Origin of the sequence: Amycolatopsis thailandensis, assembly GCF_002234405.1 — a bacterium.
GTDB lineage: Bacteria > Actinomycetota > Actinomycetes > Mycobacteriales > Pseudonocardiaceae > Amycolatopsis > Amycolatopsis thailandensis.
This window is the reverse complement of record NZ_NMQT01000019.1, coordinates 1-18,466: the sequence shown is the minus strand read 5'-3', so window position 1 is coordinate 18,466 and position 18,466 is coordinate 1. Positions and strand designations below refer to the sequence as shown.

The window sequence follows — 18,466 nt, the reverse complement described above, 5'->3', positions numbered from 1 at the left end:
TAGCCTGGTAGGCGCATCAGCGGTGTTCAAGATCTCGAGACGGATAGAGGCGAGTCCAAGCCGTGTCCAGCAGCAGCCCTGCGTCACAATTCGGCCCCAACGAGTGGCTGGTCGAGGAAATGTACGACCAGTTCCTCGCCGACCCCAGCTCAGTCGATGCCGCCTGGCACGACTTCTTCGCGGACTTCAAGCCAACGCAGGACGCGAAGACCAAGGCTGACGACGCACGTCAGACCTCCTCGGAGACCACCAAGGAGGCAGCGGGCGCCAACGGCCAGGCCACCAAGCCGTCGCCGCAGACCGTCCGCAAGGCCGAGTCCACCGCGAAGCAGACAGCCCCGGCGAAGCCCGCCCCGAAGACCGAAGCGAAGCCCGCTCCGAAGGCGGCGGCGCCCAAGGCCGCGGAGAAGGCTCCCGCCAAGCCCGCCGAGAAGGACGCCGAGCCGGAGTCGAAGCAGCTCCGCGGCGCCGCGGCGGCGATCGCGAAGAACATGGACGCCTCGCTGTCCGTGCCGACCGCGACGAGTGTGCGCGCCGTCCCGGCGAAGCTGATGGCCGACAACCGCATCGTCATCAACAACCACCTCAAGCGCACGCGCGGCGGCAAGATCTCCTTCACGCACCTCATCGGCTACGCGATGGTCCGGGCGCTGAAGAACTTCCCGAACATGAACCGGCACTACCAGCTGATCGACGGGAAGCCGTTCGCGATCACGCCGGAGCACGTGAACTTCGGTCTCGCGATCGACATGAAGGGCAAGGAAGGCTCCCGCACGCTCGTCGTGGCCTCCATCAAGGCCACCGAGAACATGACCTTCATGCAGTTCTGGCAGGCCTACGAGGAGATCGTCAAGAAGGCCCGCAACGGCAAGCTGACCGCCGACGACTTCGCCGGCACCACGATCTCGCTGACCAACCCCGGCGGCATCGGCACCAACCACTCGGTGCCGCGCCTGCAGGCCGGTCAGGGCGCGATCATCGGCGTCGGCGCCATGCAGTACCCGGCGCACTTCGAGGGCACCAGCGAGAAGGCGCTGGTCGACCTCGGCGTGTCGAAGATCATGACGCTGACCTCGACGTACGACCACCGCATCATCCAGGGCGCGGAGTCGGGCGAGTTCCTCAAGCGCATCCACGAGCTGCTGCTGGGCGAGGACGGCTTCTACGACGACGTCTTCACCAGCCTGCGCCTGCCCTACGAGCCGATCCGCTGGGTCGCCGACATCCCGGACGGCCCGGTCGACAAGACCGCGCGCGTGATCGAGCTGATCGACGCCTTCCGCATGCGCGGTCACCTGATGGCCGACACCGACCCGCTGAACTACCGGCAGCGCAGCCACGCCGACCTCGACGTCCTCTCCCACGGCCTGACCCTGTGGGACCTGGACCGCGAGTTCCCGGTCGGCGGCTTCGCCGGCCAGGAGCGGATGAAGCTGCGTGACATCCTCGGCGTGCTGCGCAACTCCTACTGCCGCACCGTCGGCATCGAGTACACGCACATCCTCGACCCCGAGGAGCGCCGCTGGATCCAGGACCGCGTCGAGATCCCGCACGAGAAGCCGGACCCCGCCGTCCAGAAGTACGTGCTCTCGAAGCTCAACGCCGCCGAGGCGTTCGAGACCTTCCTGCAGACCAAGTACGTCGGCCAGAAGCGGTTCTCCCTCGAAGGCGGCGAGACCGCGATCCCGCTGCTGGACACGCTGCTGGACAAGGCCGCCGAACACGAGCTCGACGAGGTCGTCATCGGCATGCCGCACCGCGGCCGCCTGAACGTGCTCGCGAACATCGTCGGCAAGCCGATCGCGCAGATCTTCCAGGAGTTCGAGGGCAACCTCGACCCGGGCCAGGCGCACGGTTCCGGTGACGTGAAGTACCACCTCGGCGCCGAGGGCAAGTACTTCCGCATGTTCGGCGACGGCGAGACCAAGGTGTCGCTGACCGCGAACCCGTCGCACCTGGAGACCGTCGACCCCGTCCTCGAGGGCATCGTCCGCGCGAAGCAGGACATCCTCGACAAGGGTGGCGAGGGCTTCACCGTCCTCCCGGTCCTCATGCACGGCGACGCGGCCTTCGCGGGCCAGGGCGTCGTGGCCGAGACCCTGAACCTCGCGCTGCTGCGCGGCTACCGCACCGGCGGCACCGTGCACGTCATCGTCAACAACCAGGTCGGCTTCACCACCGCGCCCGAGCACTCGCGTTCGAGCCAGTACGCCACCGACGTCGCGAAGATGATCGGCTCGCCGATCTTCCACGTGAACGGTGACGACCCCGAGGCCGCGCACTGGGTGGCCAAGCTGGCCGTCGACTACCGCCAGGCGTTCCACAAGGACGTCGTGATCGACCTGATCTGCTACCGCCGCCGCGGCCACAACGAGGGCGACGACCCCTCGATGACGCAGCCGGCGATGTACGACATCATCGACACGAAGCGTTCGGTCCGGAAGACCTACACCGAATCGCTGATCGGCCGCGGCGACATCTCCGTCGAAGAGGCCGAGGCCGCGTTGCGCGACTTCTCCAGCCAGCTGGAGCACGTGTTCAACGAGGTCCGCGAGCTGGAGAAGCACCCGGCGAAGGCCAGCCCCTCGGTCGAAGAGGAGCAGCAGGTCCCCGCCAAGGTGCCCACCGCGACCACCGCCGAGGTCATCGAGCACATCGGCGACGCGTTCCTCAACGTCCCCGAGGGCTTCACCCCGCACCCGCGGGTCAAGCCGGTCATGGAACGCCGCCACAAGATGTCCCGCGAAGGCGGCATCGACTGGGCGTACGGCGAGCTGCTCGCCTTCGGTTCGCTGGCCATGGAAGGCCGCCTGGTGCGGCTGTCCGGTCAGGACTCCCGCCGCGGCACCTTCACCCAGCGCCACTCGGTGCTGATCGACCGCAAGACCGGCCAGGAGTACTCGCCGCTGGCCAGCCTGGCCGAGAACCAGGGCCGCGTGATGATCTACGACTCGGCGCTGTCCGAGTACGCGGCGGTCGGCTTCGAATACGGCTACTCCGTGGCCAACTCCGAAGCGCTGGTCATGTGGGAAGCGCAGTTCGGTGACTTCGTCAACGGCGCGCAGACCGTCATCGACGAGTACATCTCCTCCGGCGAGGCCAAGTGGGGCCAGCTCTCCGACGTCGTGCTGCTGCTGCCGCACGGCCACGAAGGCCAGGGCCCGGACCACACCTCCGGCCGCATCGAGCGCTTCCTCTCGCTGTGCGCCGAAGGCTCCATGACCGTCTCGGTCCCGTCGACCCCGGCGAACTACTTCCACCTGCTCCGCCGCCACGCGCTCGACGGAGTCAACCGCCCGCTGGTGGTCTTCACCCCCAAGTCGATGCTGCGCAACAAGGCCGCGACCTCGGCGGTCGAGGACTTCACCGGCCAGACGAAGTTCATGTCGGTCATCGACGACGCCGACGTCGACCCGTCGAAGGTGCGCAAGGTCCTGCTGACCTCGGGCAAGCTCTACTGGGAGCTGGTGGCCGAGCGCACCAAGCGCGAAGCGAACGACGTCGCGATCGTGCGGGTCGAGCAGTACTACCCGCTGCCGAAGAAGAAGCTGCTGGCGGCGCTCGAGCGCTACAACGGCGCGCCCGCGGTCTGGGTCCAGGAGGAGCCGGAGAACCAGGGTGCGTGGCCGTTCTTCGGCCTGAACCTGCCGCGGAAGCTGCCGGAGGTGTTCTCCAGCCTGGACGTCGTTTCGCGCCGTCCGATGGCCGCGCCGTCCGCCGGTTCGTCCAAGGTGCACGAGGTCGAGCAGAAGGCGCTGATCGCGCGGGCCTTCGACTGATCGCCTGACAAGTACGTGAAGGCCCCCTTCATTGCGCTAGACGCGGTGAAGGGGGCCTTCACGTACTTGGGGTGTCGAAAACGGTGAGGCCCGTTCGTATAGGGGGCAAACGACCGAAGGAGACACCATGAAGACCCTGCTCGACGGCCTCAAGCTCCCCGAATCCGCCCGCTGGCACGACGGCAGGCTCTGGCTGGCGAACTGGGGCGGCGGCGAGATCCTCGCCGTCACCCCCGGTGGCGAGAGTGAAGTCATCGCGACCGTGCCGAACGCGATGCCACTCACGTTCGACTGGCTTCCCGACGGCCGCCTGATCATCGTCGACGGCCCGAACGCCAACCTGCTCAACGCCGACCTGAGCGTCTACGCGGACATCGCCCCCGTCGCCGCCTTCTGCAACGAGGTGGTGACAGACGGCCGCGGGAACGCCTTCGTCAACGGCTCGCACGACCTCCAGGCACCCGGCGTCCTCGCCCTCGTCACCCCGGACGGTGAAGTGCGCGAAGTCGCCGACGGCATCCTCTTCGGCAACGGCATGGCCGTCACCCCGGACGACAAGACGCTGATCGTCGCCGAGTCGTACGGAAACCGCCTCACCGCGTTCGACATCGGCGAGGACGGTTCGCTGTCCGGCAGGCGCGTGTGGGCGGACCTCGGCGGCGATCACCCCGACGGCATCTCCCTCGATGCCGAGGGCGCCGTCTGGTACGCGGACGTGGCGGCCAAGCACTGCGTCCGCGTCCGCGAAGGAGGCGAAGTGCTGAAGAAGGTCGAGGCCGACCGAGGCTGCTTCTCCTGCACGATCGGTGGCGAGGACGGGCGTGAGCTCTACGTCCTCGCCGCCGAATGGCACAGCTGGGAGAACCCGTTCGGCGACGGGCCGACCGGGCAGGTCCAGGTCGAGAAGCTCGCCTAACCGATCGCCTCGGAGGTCGCCTTGGCGACCTTCAGGGCGTTCTCCTTGCACAGCTTCTGGTCGATGGGTTTGGTGGGCTCGGCACCGCTCACGATGATCTGCGCTTCGACGTTGCCCTGGTAGAGCTTGATCGAGCACTGCCCTTCGGATCGGATGTTGTTGTAGCCGGCCTTTGTCGCCTTCGCGAGCGTAGGGATCACTTCACCGCCGTCACTCATGGCGTTGTCGTAGCCCGCCTTCGCCCAGTCCTCACCGGAGCCCGTGCCCGGTTCCTTCGACTTCGCCAGGTACATGGTCACCAACGCCGAGGGAGCGCCGTACTCACGCCAGGAACACGACGAGGACGTGTAGACGATGTCGTTGTTCGAGGTGCTCGCCGGTTCCTCGCCCTTCGGCGTTTCGAGCGGCGGCAGGTTCCGCACCCCGCTGCCGATCTTCTCGCATCCCGGCATCGACGTGTACTTGTCCGGCGGCCCGGTCTTCTTGGACGAGGTCGGCGCCGCGGACGAAGACGAACCGGAACCGTCGGAGAGCAGCAGGAAGGCCGCGACGCCACCACCGCCGAGCACCACCACCGCGCCGAGGACGAGCCCGATGATGAGCCCGGTGTTCGATTTCTTGGGCGGCGGACCGTAGCCGGGCGGCGGATACCCCGGATATCCCGGATATCCCTGCGGTGGGTACGGCTGCTGAGGTCCCTGCTGATAGGGCGGTCCGGGCTGCATGCGGAAGAGGGTAAGGCTTTCCGACCGTCCAGATAGGACGAACGCGGCAATTGCCGGGCGAATCACTCTCCGGACACCGGAAGGCCCCCTTCCCAGCAGGAGGAAGGGGGCCTTCACGTACTCCAGGGGTGGATCAGACGGTCAGCGACCAGCTGTTGAGCGAGCCGGTGTCGACCCGGTACACGTCCTGCACCTTGAGCTTCCAGGCGCCGTTCGCGGCCTCGGCCGCGGCGTTGACGGTGTAGGTGGTGTTGATGTTGTCGGACGAGTCGTTGCTCGAACCCTTCAGGCGGTACGAGGTGCCGTCCGGCGCGACCAGGTCAATGACCAGGTCACCGACGTAGGTGTGCGTGATGTTCACGGCGACCTTGGTGGTACCCGAAGCGTTGCGGGCGCAGTTCGCGACGGTGATCGTGCTCGTCACGGCGGCACCGGCGTCGGGGATGGCGACGACGCCGCTGTTGGTCTGCGTGCCGCAGGGCGTCGGCTCGGGGCCGGGGCCACCGCCGGAACCGGTGTTGAGCAGCACGTTCGGCGAACCGGTGCCCGGGCTGGTCACCTTGCCCTTGACGCCGGCGTTGACCAGCGCGTCACGGACCTGGGCCGGGGTGGCCGACGGGTTGGCGGAGACGTAGAGAGCCGCCGCGCCGACGACGTGCGGGGTCGCCATCGAGGTGCCGCTGATGGTGTTGGTGCCGTTGTTCAGCCACGTCGAGGTGATGCCGCTGCCCGGCGCGAAGATGTCGAGGCAGGTGCCGATGTTGGAGAAGTCGGACTTGGCGTCGGTGTTGGTGGTCGAGCCGACGGTGATCGCCTCGGGTGTGCGGGCCGGGGAGGTGTTGCACGCGTTGGCGCCGTAGTCGTTACCGGCCGCGACACCGTAGGTGACGCCCGACGCGATCGACCGCTGGACGGCCTGGTCGAGGGTCGCCGAAGCGCCGCCACCGAGGCTCATGTTCGCGACGGCGGGCTTGACGGCGTTCGCGGTCACCCAGTCGATACCGGCGATGACACCGGCGGTCGTCCCGGAACCGGAGCAGTTCAGCACGCGGACGGCGACGAGCTTGACGCCCTTGGCCAGACCGTGGGCGGTACCGCCGATGGTGCCGGCGACGTGGGTGCCGTGGCCGTTGCAGTCCGTGGCGTCGTTGTCGTTGTCGACGGTGTCCCGGCCGTGGGTCGCGCGCCCGCCGAAGTCGGGGTGCGTGGTGAGGATGCCGGTGTCGACGACGTACGCGGTGACGTTCGACGCCGTGGTGCTGTAGCTGTACTTCTGGTCCAGCGGGAGGCTCTGCTGGTCGACCCGGTCCTGGCCCCACGACGGCGGGTTCAGCTGATCCGTCGAGGCCGAGACGGTCTGGTTCTGCTCCACGTAGGCGACGGCCGGGTCGGCGGCGACGCGCTTCGCCTGCTTTTCGGTCAGCACGCCGGAAAAGCCGCGGACCGACGAGGCGAAGGTCTTTTCGACCTTCCCGCCGTGGCGGTTCGTGACGCTCTTCGCGGTGGCCTCGACCGACGAGCCGTCCTTCAGCACGACGATGTAGCTGTCCTTGATCGCCTTCGCGCTACCCGCGTTGACGATCGAACCCTCCGCCGCCGACGCGACGGTGGCACCGCCGAGCGCGGTCAGCACGGCGACGGCCGCCGTGACACCGAACACCGGCAGTCGTCTCTTCAAGGATCCCAGGGAATTGTTCAAGATATTCCTCCCAGGCAGGGTCGACCCACGGGCATGAATTGCCCGCCGGATCGTTGGGGTGAATCAGAGGTGAAGCGCGTTCACTTGCTGAACGCAGGCTGAGACTAAGTCCCGTTTTCACCCCAAGGAAGACCTTGCATTACGGACATCCGGGTAGTAATGGGCGTCACATCGACGCAGCTCGGGCACCGTTCAGCCCCCGCCTTTAGTCGCGTTTTGCGCCCGTACGGCCCACGAAGAATTGGGAATCCGCACATCTGGTGGTCGTTTCCCGGACCACCGATCGTTTCAGTGGCGTGGAACTACACACGGATGGCCGCCTACTAAAGTCGCGACCGGCAGGCGCGGAAAACGATTTCCATCCTACCTTCGGATGGAGCACACTCGGGCGCATGTTGCTCCGACAGGAAACCCCGGCCGACCGCGAGGCGATTCACGCCGTACATCTGGCCGCGTTCGCGAAACACAGTGTCCCGGTGGTCGAGGCGAAACTCGTCGACGCACTCCGGGAGGACGGCGACCTGATCGGCACACTGTCCATCGTGGCCGAACGCGACGGGAAGGTCGTCGGCCACGTCTGCTGCAGCCCGTCCCGGCTCGGCGCCGACGAGAAGTCGACGGTCGGCCTCGGCCCGCTTGGCGTCTTGCCCGAGTATCACGCGTCCGGCATCGGCTCCGCGCTCGTGCACGCCGTGCTCGGCGCGGCCGACGCGCTCGGCTACGGCGCGGTGATCCTGCTGGGCGACCCGAAGTACTACTCCCGCTTCGGCTTCGTGCTCGCCGGACGGCACGGGATCACGCCGCCGGTCGCGGAATGGGCGCCGCATTTCCAGGTCCGCACCCTGAACGCGTATCGCCCCGAACTCCGGGGCGAGTTCCGCTACTCCCCCGCCTTCGACCGCCTCTGATCTTCCGCATTTCGTCCTCTGGATGCGGTACTTGCGCGTGCAACCACCGCATCCAGAGGACTGAACGCGTGGGGTCAAGCCGGCGCGAGGAGATTGTTCTTCCGCAGGAACTCCTCGGCGACGTCGAGCGGGTTCCGCTTCTCCTCGCTGAACTGGACGTTCAATTCGGTCAGCTGATCGGTCGTGAGCGCCGCCGAGACCCGGTTCAGCGCGTCGGCCTCCTTCGGCGACAGCGTCCCCTTCGCGACGAGGGGGACGATGTTCTGCGCGGGGAACATGTTCTTGTCGTCCACCAGCGGCACGAACCCGTTCGCCGCGATCGAGGACGACGTGCTGAACAGGTCGGCGACCTGGACGTCGCCGGACTTCAGCGCGGCGACCGTGACCGGACCGCCGGTGTCGGTCGTGCGGATCTCGGCGAACTCGCAGCCGTACAGCGTCTTGATCTTGTCCTTCCAGCGGCTGCTCCACTGACCCGGACCGCCGAACACGAACTCCTTGCACCGCTTGCCGAGATCGGAGAAGGTCCGGATCCCGGAATCGGCGAGTTCCTTGCGCACCACCAGAAGATCCTTGTCCTCCGCGGGCGCCTGTTCGAGCACCTCGAATCCGGAGGGCAACTTCTGCTTCAGCTGCGCGTAGACGTCCTGCGGTGTGGTGGCCTGGGTGTCCTTGTCGAAGTAGCGCAACAGGTTGCCGCTGTAGTCCGGCACCACCGAAAGCGACTTGTCCTGCAACGCCTTGACGACGACCTCGCGGCTGCCGACCGGCGGGCGCACGGTCACGTTCTCCGCGCCCGCGTTGCGCAGCGCGCCCGCGTAGATCTGGGCCAGCAGCAGGCTTTCCCCGACGTCGGACGCGCCGATGATGATGTCGCCGGTCGCGCCGCCTTCGGCACCGCCGGCGAGCGGGTTGCCACAGGCCGTCGCCAGCAAAGCGATCCCGGCGAGCAGCGCCGTCACCGTCCGCTTCATACCTTCGCCTTCTTCCCGCTCGCGACCTGCGCCAGCCGAACCCCCTTGGGCACCAGCAGCCGCTGGACGCCCGCCAGCGCCAGATCCAGCACGACGGCGAGCAACGTCGTCAGGAGCGCGCCCGCGACCACCTGGGGATAGTCCAAAATGGCCAGTCCGTCGAGCAGGAACCGGCCGAGTCCGCCGAGCCCGACGTACGCGGCCACGGCCGCCGTCGCCACCAGTTGCAGCACCGAGTTCCGCACCCCGCCGAGCACCAGCGGCAGCGAAATGGGCACCTCGACCTTCCACAATCGTTGCCAGCCGGTCATTCCGATGCCCTGCGCCGCGTCGACCACGCCGTGATCGGTCGCCTGCAGACCCGCGTACGTCCCGGCGAGGATCGGCGGGATCGCGAGCACCACGAGACCGATGATCGTCGAGATCTCGCTTTCGGTGAAGAGCAGGAACAGGAAGGTCACCAGGCCGAGCGTCGGCAGCGCGCGGATCGCGTTGCCCCCGCTCACCAGCAGCACCGCGCCGCGGCCGGTGTGCCCGACGTAGAGCCCGAGCGGGATCGCGATGATCAGCGCGAAGAGCAGCGCCAGCGCGGTGTAGCCGAGATGCTGGAGCAGCCGGGCCGGGATGCCGTCCGTGCCCTGCCAGTGCGCCGGGTCGCCGAACCAGTTCAGGACGTCGCCGATCATTTCGCCCCCGCCGTGGTCGCCACCCGGTCCCAGGGTGTGAGGAGATTGCGGAGCTGGACCAGCACCAGGTCGACGATCAGCGCGAGCAGCAGGGTCGCGACGATCCCGACGACGATCGGCGAGAAGTACTCGCGCTGGAAGCCGTCGGTGAACAGCACGCCGAGCCCGCCGGTGCCGATCAGCGCGCCGACGCTGACCAGGCTGATGTTGCTGACCGAGGCCACCCGGACGCCCGCCGCGAGCACCGGCACCGAAAGCGGCAGCTCCACGCTGAGGAAGCGGCGGGCGGGTTTGTAGCCGACCGCCGTGGCCGCGGCGACGACGTGCGGCGGGACGGCGTCGAGCGCGTCCAGCACCGGGCGCACCAGCAGGGCGGCCGTGTAGACGGTGAGCGCGACGATGACGTTGACACTGTCGAGGATCTTCGAGCCGATGATGCCCGGGATCACCACGAACAAGGCGAGCGACGGGATCGTGTACAGCAGGTTCGACACCACCAGCAGCACGGACCGCGCCGGGCCGAACCGGTGGCCGAGCCAGCCGGCCAGCACCGCGATCACCAGGCCCAGCACCAGTGGGACCAGCGACAGATAGATGTGGTCGAGCAGGTCGCCGAAGAACTGCGATCGGTTGTTGGCGCTGCTCAGGTAGCGGCCGAGCTCCGCGAAGAAGTCCCCCATCAGGAGCTCAACGACGGCGCTTCGATCACCTCGAGGACTTGCTGGGCTCTGACCACCCCGAGGACCTTCTGGTCGGCGTCGACCACCACGCCGAGGCTCGCGGGCGAAGACAGCGCCGCGTCGAGCGCGCCGCGGATCGGGGATCCCTGGACGTACAGCGAGCCGCCCGCGACGAGATCGGTCTCGGCGAGCTCTCCGTCCACAGTGGACCCTGGCCGGAGCCAGCCGCGCGGCTGACCTTCGGCGTTGACCGCGACCAGCCATTCGTCGGACGGCCCGGCAACGGGCTTTCCGACCTCGACCCGCTTGACCTCTTCGACGACGATCCCTTCCGCGGAAAGGAAGGAGAGGCCGCGGTAGCCGCGGTCCTTGCCCACGAACGACGCGACGAAGTCGTCGACGGGATGGCGCAGCACCTCCGACGGCGTGCCGTACTGCGCGAGCACACCGCCCACGCGGAGCACGGCGATCTTGTCGCCGAGCCGCACGGCTTCGTCGATGTCGTGGGTGACGAACACGATCGTCTTCCCCAGCTGCGACTGCAAACGCAGCAGTTCGTCCTGCAATTCCTCGCGGACGATCGGGTCGACGGCGGAGAACGGCTCGTCCATCAGCAGCACCGGCGAATCCGCCGCGAGCGCCCTGGCGACGCCGACGCGCTGCTGCTGTCCGCCGGAAAGCTGGGCGGGGTACCGCTTGCCGAGTTCCGCGGGCAGGCCGACGGTTTCGAGCAGTTCGGCCGCGCGCTTGCGTGCCTTGCCCTTGTCCCAGCCGGACAGCAGCGGAACGGTGGCGACGTTGTCCAGGACTGTCCTGTGTGGAAAGAGGCCGGCGTGCTGGATGACGTAGCCGATGCCACGGCGCAGCAGCGCCGGGTCGCCGTCGCTGACGTCCTTGCCGTCGAGCAGCACGGCGCCCGACGTCGGCTCGACCATGCGGTTGATCATCCGCAGCGACGTGGTCTTGCCGCAGCCGGACGGCCCGACGAAGACGGTGATGGTGCCGTCCTCGACGGTGAGGTTCAGGTCGTCGACCGCGACCGTCCCGTCCGGATACCGCTTGGTCACGCCACGGAACTCGATAGTCACGTGTCTCTCCCCATGTCTGGTCGAAAAACCGTAGCCCACATCGGCCCTGTTGGCACGGTGTCCCAGGGATCGAGTCACTAGGCTGCGGGCTGTGAGTTCCTCCGTCGATGACGTCCTCGCGGCGCACGGTGTCCACGTGCGACCGCTCCATCAGGTGATTTCCCTGCTCCGGACGGATTGGCGTGACCTCGGCGAGCTGGTCCGGATCAGCACCGCGCCGCGCCGGAGTGTCGAAGACGTCCTGAACGCCCTCGGCGGCGACCTCGAGCGGAACGAGTCCCGCTTGCGGCTGGCCCCCGCCGCCCGGGAGAAGTACGCGCGCTTCGGGCCACGGGACCGGAAAACCGACCCCGACCTGCTGAAGACCATCACCAGCTACGTCGAGAACGTGCCCGCGCCGCTGGCCGCGCTCGACCACGTGCAGGCGACGCCGCGGACCGTGCTCGACCGGGCGCTGTGGCTGGACGAGCGCTACGACCTCGACACGGCGAAGCTGCTGTTCCTCGGCGACCACGACCTCACATCGCTGGCCGTGCGCGCGTTGCGGCCCGACGCGGACCTCACCGTCGTCGATCTCGACGATCGTGTGCTGGCCTACATCGACGAACTCAGCGAGCGGTCCATCCGCACCCTGCACACGGACCTGCGGGTCGGGCTGCCACCCACCGTGGCCGGGCGGATGGACCTCGTGTTCAGTGATCCGCCTTACACCCCGGAAGGAATGGGCCTGTTCGCCGCGCGCGGGGTCCAGGCGCTCGCCGAACCCTCGGACGGGCGGCTGCTGCTCGCTTACGGCTACAGCCCCCGGCATCCCGCTTTGGGCGCACAGGTGCAGCGGGCGCTCGCGACGCTCGGGCTGACCTTCGAAGCGATCCTGCCGGACTTCAACCGGTACTTCGGCGCGCAGGCGATCGGGAGCGCGGCGGACCTCTACGTCTGCCAGCCGACCGCGAAGTCGAAGAAGAACCGCGGCGGCAAAGGGAAGGCCGCGATCTACACGCACGGACCGCAGTCGGTGGAGTCCACCGGCGGGGCCAAACCCTCTCTGCTGGACAAGCTGCACGAGATCGCCACCGAGGGCGGGCTGGCGCTGGAGTCGCGGCCGGTCGACTGGTCCGTTTCCGGACCGGAAGGCGACGCGGTCGCGATGGACCTTTCGGCCGACCCCGGCCCATGGCTGCTTCGGACCCTGCTCGGCACCAACGCGCGGCGGCTGGCGCTGCTGGTGCCGAATTCGCACCCCGACCTGACGAACGCCGAGGCGCAGGGCGCGCTCAACCGGCTGGTCGGGGCGAAGTACAAGCTGCGGCTGCTGCGGAGCACCCCGGACAACCGGCACGCCGTCGTCGTCGCGGACGCCGTCGAGCACCAGGAAGAACTGCTGACGCGGGCGCACGCACGGCTGGCGAACGTCTCGCTGGACGTCCCCTCGGACCTGACGGACGCGCGGTTGATCGACCTGCCTCGGCACCGCCTCGCGGAACTGCTCGGCTGAGGTGCGTGTTCGCGCGCTGCTTCGCAGGTGTCGCGAAAGCCACTTTCGCGACGTTCAGTGTCCCGAAAGTGGCTTTCGCGACACTTTCCGGCGAGGCCGGTTGTCCAGTGGGCAACGGCCACCCGCGCCTGCCGTCATCTGGCCGTGGAGGCCTCCTTCCCTACCCTGAAGGTAGTGAAGGAGGCCTTCACGGACTCGGCACCTGACTCGATGCCTTCGGCCTGGTGCGGCCTGACGGAAAGATGGCGTTGCGAAAGCCACTTTCGCAACGTTGAAGGTTGCGAAAGTGGCTTTCGCAACGCGTCTTCCAGGACTGCTTCGGCCCACCGCACCAACCTCAGCCGTCAAGCCCCGTCATCGGGCGGAGGCCCTCCCCTGCTTCGGAAAAGAAGCTCGGCTGAGGTGTGCGGCGACCCTGCCCAGCTGGATTGCCCCTGGAGTGTCATGAGGGGTCCCCATGGGACGTTTTTCGTCCCATGGGGACCCCTCATGACACCCCGGAAGGCACTCGCCCGTCGCAACCCCCACACGCTATGAAAGGTCCTTTCCTTGCAAATTTTGCAAGGAAAGGACCTTTCATAGCGCTTGAGCGAGCGTGAAAGGAACCGTCAGACGACGCCGTCCGCCTCGGCGGCCTTCGCGACCGCGGCGGCCACCTCGGGCGCGACCCGCGGGTCCAGCGGGCTGGGGACGATGCGGTCCGGCCCCAGGTCGTCCTGCGCGACCGCGAAGATCGCTTCGGCCGCGGCCAGCTTCATGTTCTCCGTGATCGCCCGCGCGCCGGAGTCCAGCGCGCCGCGGAAGACGCCGGGGAACGCCAGCACGTTGTTGATCTGGTTCGGGAAGTCGCTGCGCCCGGTCGCGACGATCTTGGCGTACTGAGCCGCCACGCCCGGGTGAACCTCCGGGTCCGGGTTCGACAGCGCGAACACGATCGCGTCATCGGCCATCCCGGCCAGCAGGGACTCGTCGATGGTCGCCCCCGACAGGCCGAGGAAGACGTCGGCACCCTTGAGCGCTTCACCGAGGCCGCCGCGCAGACCGGCCGTGTTGGTGGTCTCGGCGAGCTTCCGCTTGATCGGGTTCAGCCCGTCGCGCCCGGAGTGGATGATGCCGCGCGAGTCGAGCACGGTGACGTCCGCGACGCCGGCGTTCTGCAGGATCCTGGCGCAGGCCACACCCGCCGCGCCCGCTCCCGAGACGACCACGCGCTGGCCGGAGATGTCCTTGCCGAGGACCTGGTTCGCCCCGCGCAGCGCGGCCAGCGTGACGATCGCCGTGCCGTGCTGGTCGTCGTGCATGACCGGGCAGTCGAGGGCCTCCTTGAGGCGGTCCTCCAGCTCGAAGCAGCGCGGCGCCGAGATGTCCTCCAGGTTCACCGCGCCGAACGACGGGCGCAGCCGGACCAAGGTCTCGATGATCTCGTCGACGTCGGTGGTGTCGAGCACCAGCGGGATGGAGTCGAGCCCGCCGAAGGTCTTGAACAGGACCGACTTGCCCTCCATGACCGGCAGCGAGGCACTCGCGCCGATGTCACCGAGGCCGAGCACCGCCGTACCGTCGCTGACCACCACGACCAGCCTGTCCGCCCACGTGTACCGCTTCGCCTTGGCCGCGTCCTCGGCGATCGCCCGGCTCACCTTCGCCACCCCAGGCGTGTACGCGACCGAGAGGTCACGGGGCGAGGAGATCGGGCGCGTCGCGGCCACGGAGAGCTTGCCGCCCTCGTGTCCTTCGAAGATCTCGGTGTCGGTCACTGGCGTGGTCATCGTGGTTCCCGTCATTGCTTCCGCCGTGTCTAAGGACGGCGAAGTCTCGATTCGAGCGAAGGTCATGTGATTCTCCTGGGACTGCGAGCGGGGGAACTGGCCGGTGAGCAGGCCAAACTGGGCGTGGCCCGGCCACCTGGGGTAACTCGTCCTCCGACACGGCAGCCCAGCGCGGTAGCGCCGGCCTGTCGGCGAAGCGTCCAATCGGCCATCGATGCCGTGGGTGTGGCGACGGCCGCGGACGCAGCGGTCAGATCATTGTGACAGGCATGCGGACCAGTGTGCCCCTCTGGTGCGGTTCATGTCACAAACGCGCCCGGATATCCGCAGCTCAGGAGAGGTTTCGCAAGACGTCCGTCCGGTTTGGGAACACCGCTTCGGCCCTGGTTAGCATGAGAGGTATGCAAGCCAGGCGCCTCAGCATCCCCGACTGTTTCGAGTTCACCCCGCGCGTTTTCCCCGATCACCGAGGCCTGTTCGTGGCGCCGTTTCAGGAAGAGGCCTTCGTCGAAGCAGTCGGGCACCGGCTTCGCCTGGCGCAGACCAACACCAGCGTTTCCCGGCGCGGCTCCATCCGCGGCGTGCATTTCGCGGACACCCCGCCCGGGCAGGCGAAATACGTGTACTGCCCGAGCGGTTCGCTGCTGGACGTGATCGTCGACATCCGGGTCGGCTCGCCCACTTTCGGCGAATGGACGTCCGTGCTGCTCGACAGCGCCGAATACAAGGCGGTCTACATCGCCGAGGGCCTCGGCCACGCTTTCATGGCACTCGAAGACAACACGGTCATGGCGTATCTCTGCTCCGAGCCGTACAACCCGGCCGCCGAACACGGCGTCAACCCGCTTGACGCCGATCTCGCGCTGCCGTGGCCGCAGGACATCGAACCCGCGGTGTCCGAAAAGGACACTGAGGCGCCTTACCTGAAAGAGGCCTTGGAGCAGGGATTGCTGCCGCGGTACGACGAATGCGTCGAGTACTACGGGAAGTTGCGGGCCGCGGGCTGAATCAGCGCGACACGTCCTCGGCCAGCACCCGTTCCACGTTCCGCTCCGCCAGCGCGGTGATCGTCACGAACGGGTTCACCCCGGTACTGCCCGGGATCAGCGAACCGTCGGTCACGTAGAGGTTCCGGTAGCCCTTCACCCGGCCGTATTGATCGGTGGCCTTGCCCAGCACCAGCCCGCCCAGCGGGTGATAGGTGAACCGGTTCTCGAACGACCTTGTGTCCCCGAACAGGTCACTCCGGTAGATCGTGCGATTCGCCCGGTTGACCTTGTCGAACAACGACTTCGCCGCGTCGATCGACGGCTGTCCCTGCGAAGCGCGCCACTGGAGCCGCGCGGAGTCGGTCGCGGCGTCGTAGGTGAAGTGGCCGCGTTCGGGGTTCTTCGTGATCGCCAGGTACAGGCTCAGCCACGTCTCGATCCCGGCGGGCACCGGCGCGACCTCGGCGAAGACCGGGTTCACCGGGTCGTCCCACGCGTCGATGCCGAGCGCGGGCATCCCCGATTGCAGTGATCCGCAGAGATCCCACGCGTGGTTGGCGCGGCCCAGCATCACGTTGCCGTTGGTGCCCCAGCCGCGGCCGACCTCGTCGCCGAGTTCGGGCAGCGTCCCGGTTTCCCTTGCCCGCACGAGCAGTTCCGTCGAACCGAGGCTGCCGGCGCCGAGGAACAGGTACTTCGCGCCGAGCTGTCTCCTCGCCACGACCGAGCCGTCCTCGGCGGTTTCGTGCACCGTGAGGACGTAGGTGCCGTCGGTCTGGCGGGTGATCCCGCGGACTTCGTGCAGCGTCTTGATGGTCACGTTCCCGGTGCCCAGCGCGGCCGCGAGGTAGCTCTTGTCGAGGGAACGCTTGCCGTGGTTGTTGCCGTAGATGACCTCGGACGCGAGCGCCGACCGCGGCGCCGTGCCCGCCTCTTCCCGCTTCATGTGGTCGAAGTCGTAGACACTGGGCACGAAAACGGTCTTGAGCCCCGCCCGCGCCGCCGCCTTCCGGGAAACCCGCGCATAGCGGTAGGAGCGGCAGCTTTCGAACCACTCCGGGTCGATGTCGTTCACACCGAGCGCCTGGTTGGCCCGGGGAAAATACTTCCCGTACATCTCGTCGGCGTCGACGTCCGGCAGGATCTCCTCGAAGTACGACCGCCTCGGCGTCACGGCCATCGCGCCGTTGACCAGGGAACCGCCGCCGACGCCCCGGCCGACGTAGACGGACATGTCGCCGTGGTTCACCCTGTCGAGGACTCCGGGGTACCGCTTGATGTCCCGGTTGGCCACGTCCAGCCAGAGGAACGACGCGAGCGGCGCCTGCGTGCGGTTCTTGAACCACGCGGCGCGCCGGTCCGGACGGAGCATGTCGCAGAAGACCTTGCCGTCGGGGCCGGGGTCGGTCCACAGCCTGCCCATTTCGAGCATGACGGTGGGAATCCCGGCCTCACCGAGGCGGAGCGCGGTGACCGCGGCGCCGTAACCGGTGCCGACGACCACCGCCGTCGAGAAGCCCGGGGCCGGTTCTTCGGCCCGCGCGGTGGAAATCGTGGTGAGCCCGAGAGCGGCGGCGGAGTTGAGCGCGGTGAACCCGAGGAACTTGCGGCGCGACAGTGGGGACATGGGCCGATGATCGCCCGCCGTTCGAGCCACCTTCAAGACCGAATCCGAAATGGATTCGCGTCAGCTGGGTAAACACCGTTTAGTTTCACTCGAACGTGGCAATCTCCGGGCCCCCTTGGGGGTCTTCCCCGATGTGCCCCAAACCGGCACAGACCACTCTTTCGAGTCATGAGACGCCTTCTCGCAGCGGCCGCGGCCGCACTCTCCGCCGCAGCCCTCGTCGCCCTCCCCGGCCACGCCTCCGCGGCGTCGTCCCCCGTGCCCGAGTTCGACTTCTCCGCCTGCCCCGCCCCGCCCGCCAACGCCGACCCCGGCACCTGGCGTTGCGAAGCCTTTGTCTCCCAAGGAGTCCTGACCATCGGCGACCGCGAGATCCAGCTCGGCGAGATGCGGCTGACGTTCTCCGAGGGCGAGGTCGACGGGAAATTCGCGCAGGTGTTCGGCGAACTGCGGCACACCCCCGCCCCGGTCCGCGGCGCTTTCGGCGCGACCATGCAGCTGAAGTACGGCGGCTACTCGGACTTCCTGTCCAACGACGAACGCCGCGGGGAACTGGACCTCTACGCCGTTCTGCGACACCCCCTGCTGCCCAAGGAATGCACTGTCGGCACGCTGGACGCGCCACTTCATTCGGTGGTCAAGGACGATCCCGCGGTGCCCTTCGAGGTGATCTCGCAGAACCTGAAGACGGTGAAGTTCGGCGTCGTCGACACACAGCTCGCCCTGCCGCGCACGACCGGCTGCGGACCGCTGTCGCCAGTGGCCGACCACCTGCTCGGACTACCGTCGGCGAGCGGGAAGAACACGTTCAAGCAGCTGACCTACGTGCAGTTCAAGCCCCTCTGACCCTCGCATTTCGTCCTCTGGATGCGGTAGTTGCACGCGCAAGGACCGCATTCAGAGGACGAAACGCGGTCGTTCGAGGTGGTCGTGAGTGCTCAGTGTCGTTCTATTGAGGGGTAAGGCAAAGGTGCCTTGGTGGAGGTGATGTCCGTGAAGGCCTCCTTGAGGGACCCTGGGTCCCTCAAGGAGGCCTTCACGGACTTTGCGCTCGGGAGACATGAGTGTGGTGAAGGGGACTTTCCCCTCATCACATGAGAGGAAAGTCCCCTTCACCTCGTGCCTTGCGGG

Annotated in this window: 14 protein-coding genes; 6 read left to right on the top strand and 8 right to left on the bottom strand. The window is 67.7% G+C overall.

Annotated features, from left to right (window positions below; genetic code table 11):
- Window positions 1–62 precede the first annotated feature (62 nt).
- Window positions 63–3,779, top strand: coding sequence for a multifunctional oxoglutarate decarboxylase/oxoglutarate dehydrogenase thiamine pyrophosphate-binding subunit/dihydrolipoyllysine-residue succinyltransferase subunit (locus CFP71_RS06005; RefSeq protein ID WP_093932837.1), 3,717 nt, complete (start codon window positions 63–65; stop codon window positions 3,777–3,779).
- Between the two features lie 127 nt (window positions 3,780–3,906).
- On the top strand, window positions 3,907–4,695 hold the full coding sequence (locus tag CFP71_RS06000) for an SMP-30/gluconolactonase/LRE family protein (protein WP_093932836.1): 789 nt from the start codon (window positions 3,907–3,909) through the stop codon (window positions 4,693–4,695).
- Here CFP71_RS06000 and CFP71_RS05995 read toward each other — a convergent pair.
- Entirely contained in the window at window positions 4,692–5,420 is a 729-nt protein-coding gene (locus CFP71_RS05995) for a hypothetical protein (protein WP_093932835.1), read from the bottom strand. The two genes, CFP71_RS06000 and CFP71_RS05995, sit on opposite strands and share 4 nt — an antisense overlap.
- Window positions 5,421–5,553: 133 nt before the next feature.
- Window positions 5,554–7,119, bottom strand: coding sequence for a S8 family peptidase (locus tag CFP71_RS05990; RefSeq protein WP_093932834.1), 1,566 nt, complete (start codon window positions 7,117–7,119; stop codon window positions 5,554–5,556).
- A gap of 392 nt (window positions 7,120–7,511) precedes the next feature.
- On the opposite strand from CFP71_RS05990, the gene CFP71_RS05985 reads away from it, so the two are divergent.
- The gene (locus tag CFP71_RS05985; protein WP_093932833.1) at window positions 7,512–8,027 is read left to right on the top strand and encodes a GNAT family N-acetyltransferase; all 516 of its coding nucleotides are present in this window, start codon (window positions 7,512–7,514) and stop codon (window positions 8,025–8,027) included.
- Between the two features lie 74 nt (window positions 8,028–8,101).
- Here the strand turns inward: CFP71_RS05985 and CFP71_RS05980 are convergent, their stop codons facing one another.
- From CFP71_RS05980 to CFP71_RS05965, 4 genes are read right to left on the bottom strand one after another with little or no spacing between them, the layout of a single operon-like run.
- Window positions 8,102–9,001, bottom strand: a complete 900-nt coding sequence (locus CFP71_RS05980; protein WP_093932832.1) for an ABC transporter substrate-binding protein — start codon at window positions 8,999–9,001, stop codon at window positions 8,102–8,104.
- A complete protein-coding gene (locus CFP71_RS05975; protein ID WP_093932831.1) occupies window positions 8,998–9,687 on the bottom strand; it encodes an ABC transporter permease in 690 nt (229 codons plus the stop codon). The genes CFP71_RS05980 and CFP71_RS05975 overlap by 4 nt, the downstream gene beginning before the upstream one ends.
- Window positions 9,684–10,367 carry an ABC transporter permease gene (locus CFP71_RS05970; protein WP_093932830.1) on the bottom strand — a complete coding sequence of 228 codons (684 nt, stop codon included), beginning with the start codon at window positions 10,365–10,367 and terminating at the stop codon, window positions 9,684–9,686. The genes CFP71_RS05975 and CFP71_RS05970 overlap by 4 nt, the downstream gene beginning before the upstream one ends.
- A complete protein-coding gene (locus CFP71_RS05965; RefSeq protein ID WP_093932829.1) occupies window positions 10,367–11,455 on the bottom strand; it encodes an ABC transporter ATP-binding protein in 1,089 nt (362 codons plus the stop codon). The genes CFP71_RS05970 and CFP71_RS05965 overlap by 1 nt, the downstream gene beginning before the upstream one ends.
- A gap of 91 nt (window positions 11,456–11,546) precedes the next feature.
- On the opposite strand from CFP71_RS05965, the gene CFP71_RS05960 reads away from it, so the two are divergent.
- Entirely contained in the window at window positions 11,547–12,950 is a 1,404-nt protein-coding gene (locus CFP71_RS05960) for a bis-aminopropyl spermidine synthase family protein (RefSeq protein WP_093932828.1), read from the top strand.
- Window positions 12,951–13,558: 608 nt separating this feature from the next.
- On the opposite strand, the gene CFP71_RS05955 is transcribed toward CFP71_RS05960, so the two are convergent.
- Window positions 13,559–14,734, bottom strand: a complete 1,176-nt coding sequence (locus CFP71_RS05955) for an NAD(P)-dependent malic enzyme (protein WP_093932827.1) — start codon at window positions 14,732–14,734, stop codon at window positions 13,559–13,561.
- Window positions 14,735–15,120: 386 nt separating this feature from the next.
- On the opposite strand from CFP71_RS05955, the gene CFP71_RS05950 reads away from it, so the two are divergent.
- Window positions 15,121–15,726: a dTDP-4-dehydrorhamnose 3,5-epimerase family protein gene (locus CFP71_RS05950; RefSeq protein WP_093932826.1), complete on the top strand. Its 606-nt coding sequence runs from the start codon at window positions 15,121–15,123 to the stop codon at window positions 15,724–15,726.
- A 1-nt stretch (window position 15,727) separates the two neighbouring features.
- On the opposite strand, the gene CFP71_RS05945 is transcribed toward CFP71_RS05950, so the two are convergent.
- Window positions 15,728–17,335: a GMC oxidoreductase gene (locus CFP71_RS05945; RefSeq protein ID WP_093932825.1), complete on the bottom strand. Its 1,608-nt coding sequence runs from the start codon at window positions 17,333–17,335 to the stop codon at window positions 15,728–15,730.
- A 168-nt stretch (window positions 17,336–17,503) separates the two neighbouring features.
- Here CFP71_RS05945 and CFP71_RS05940 point away from each other — a divergent pair, with 168 nt between their 5' ends.
- Window positions 17,504–18,181 carry a hypothetical protein gene (locus CFP71_RS05940; protein ID WP_093932824.1) on the top strand — a complete coding sequence of 226 codons (678 nt, stop codon included), beginning with the start codon at window positions 17,504–17,506 and terminating at the stop codon, window positions 18,179–18,181.
- Window positions 18,182–18,466 lie beyond the last annotated feature (285 nt).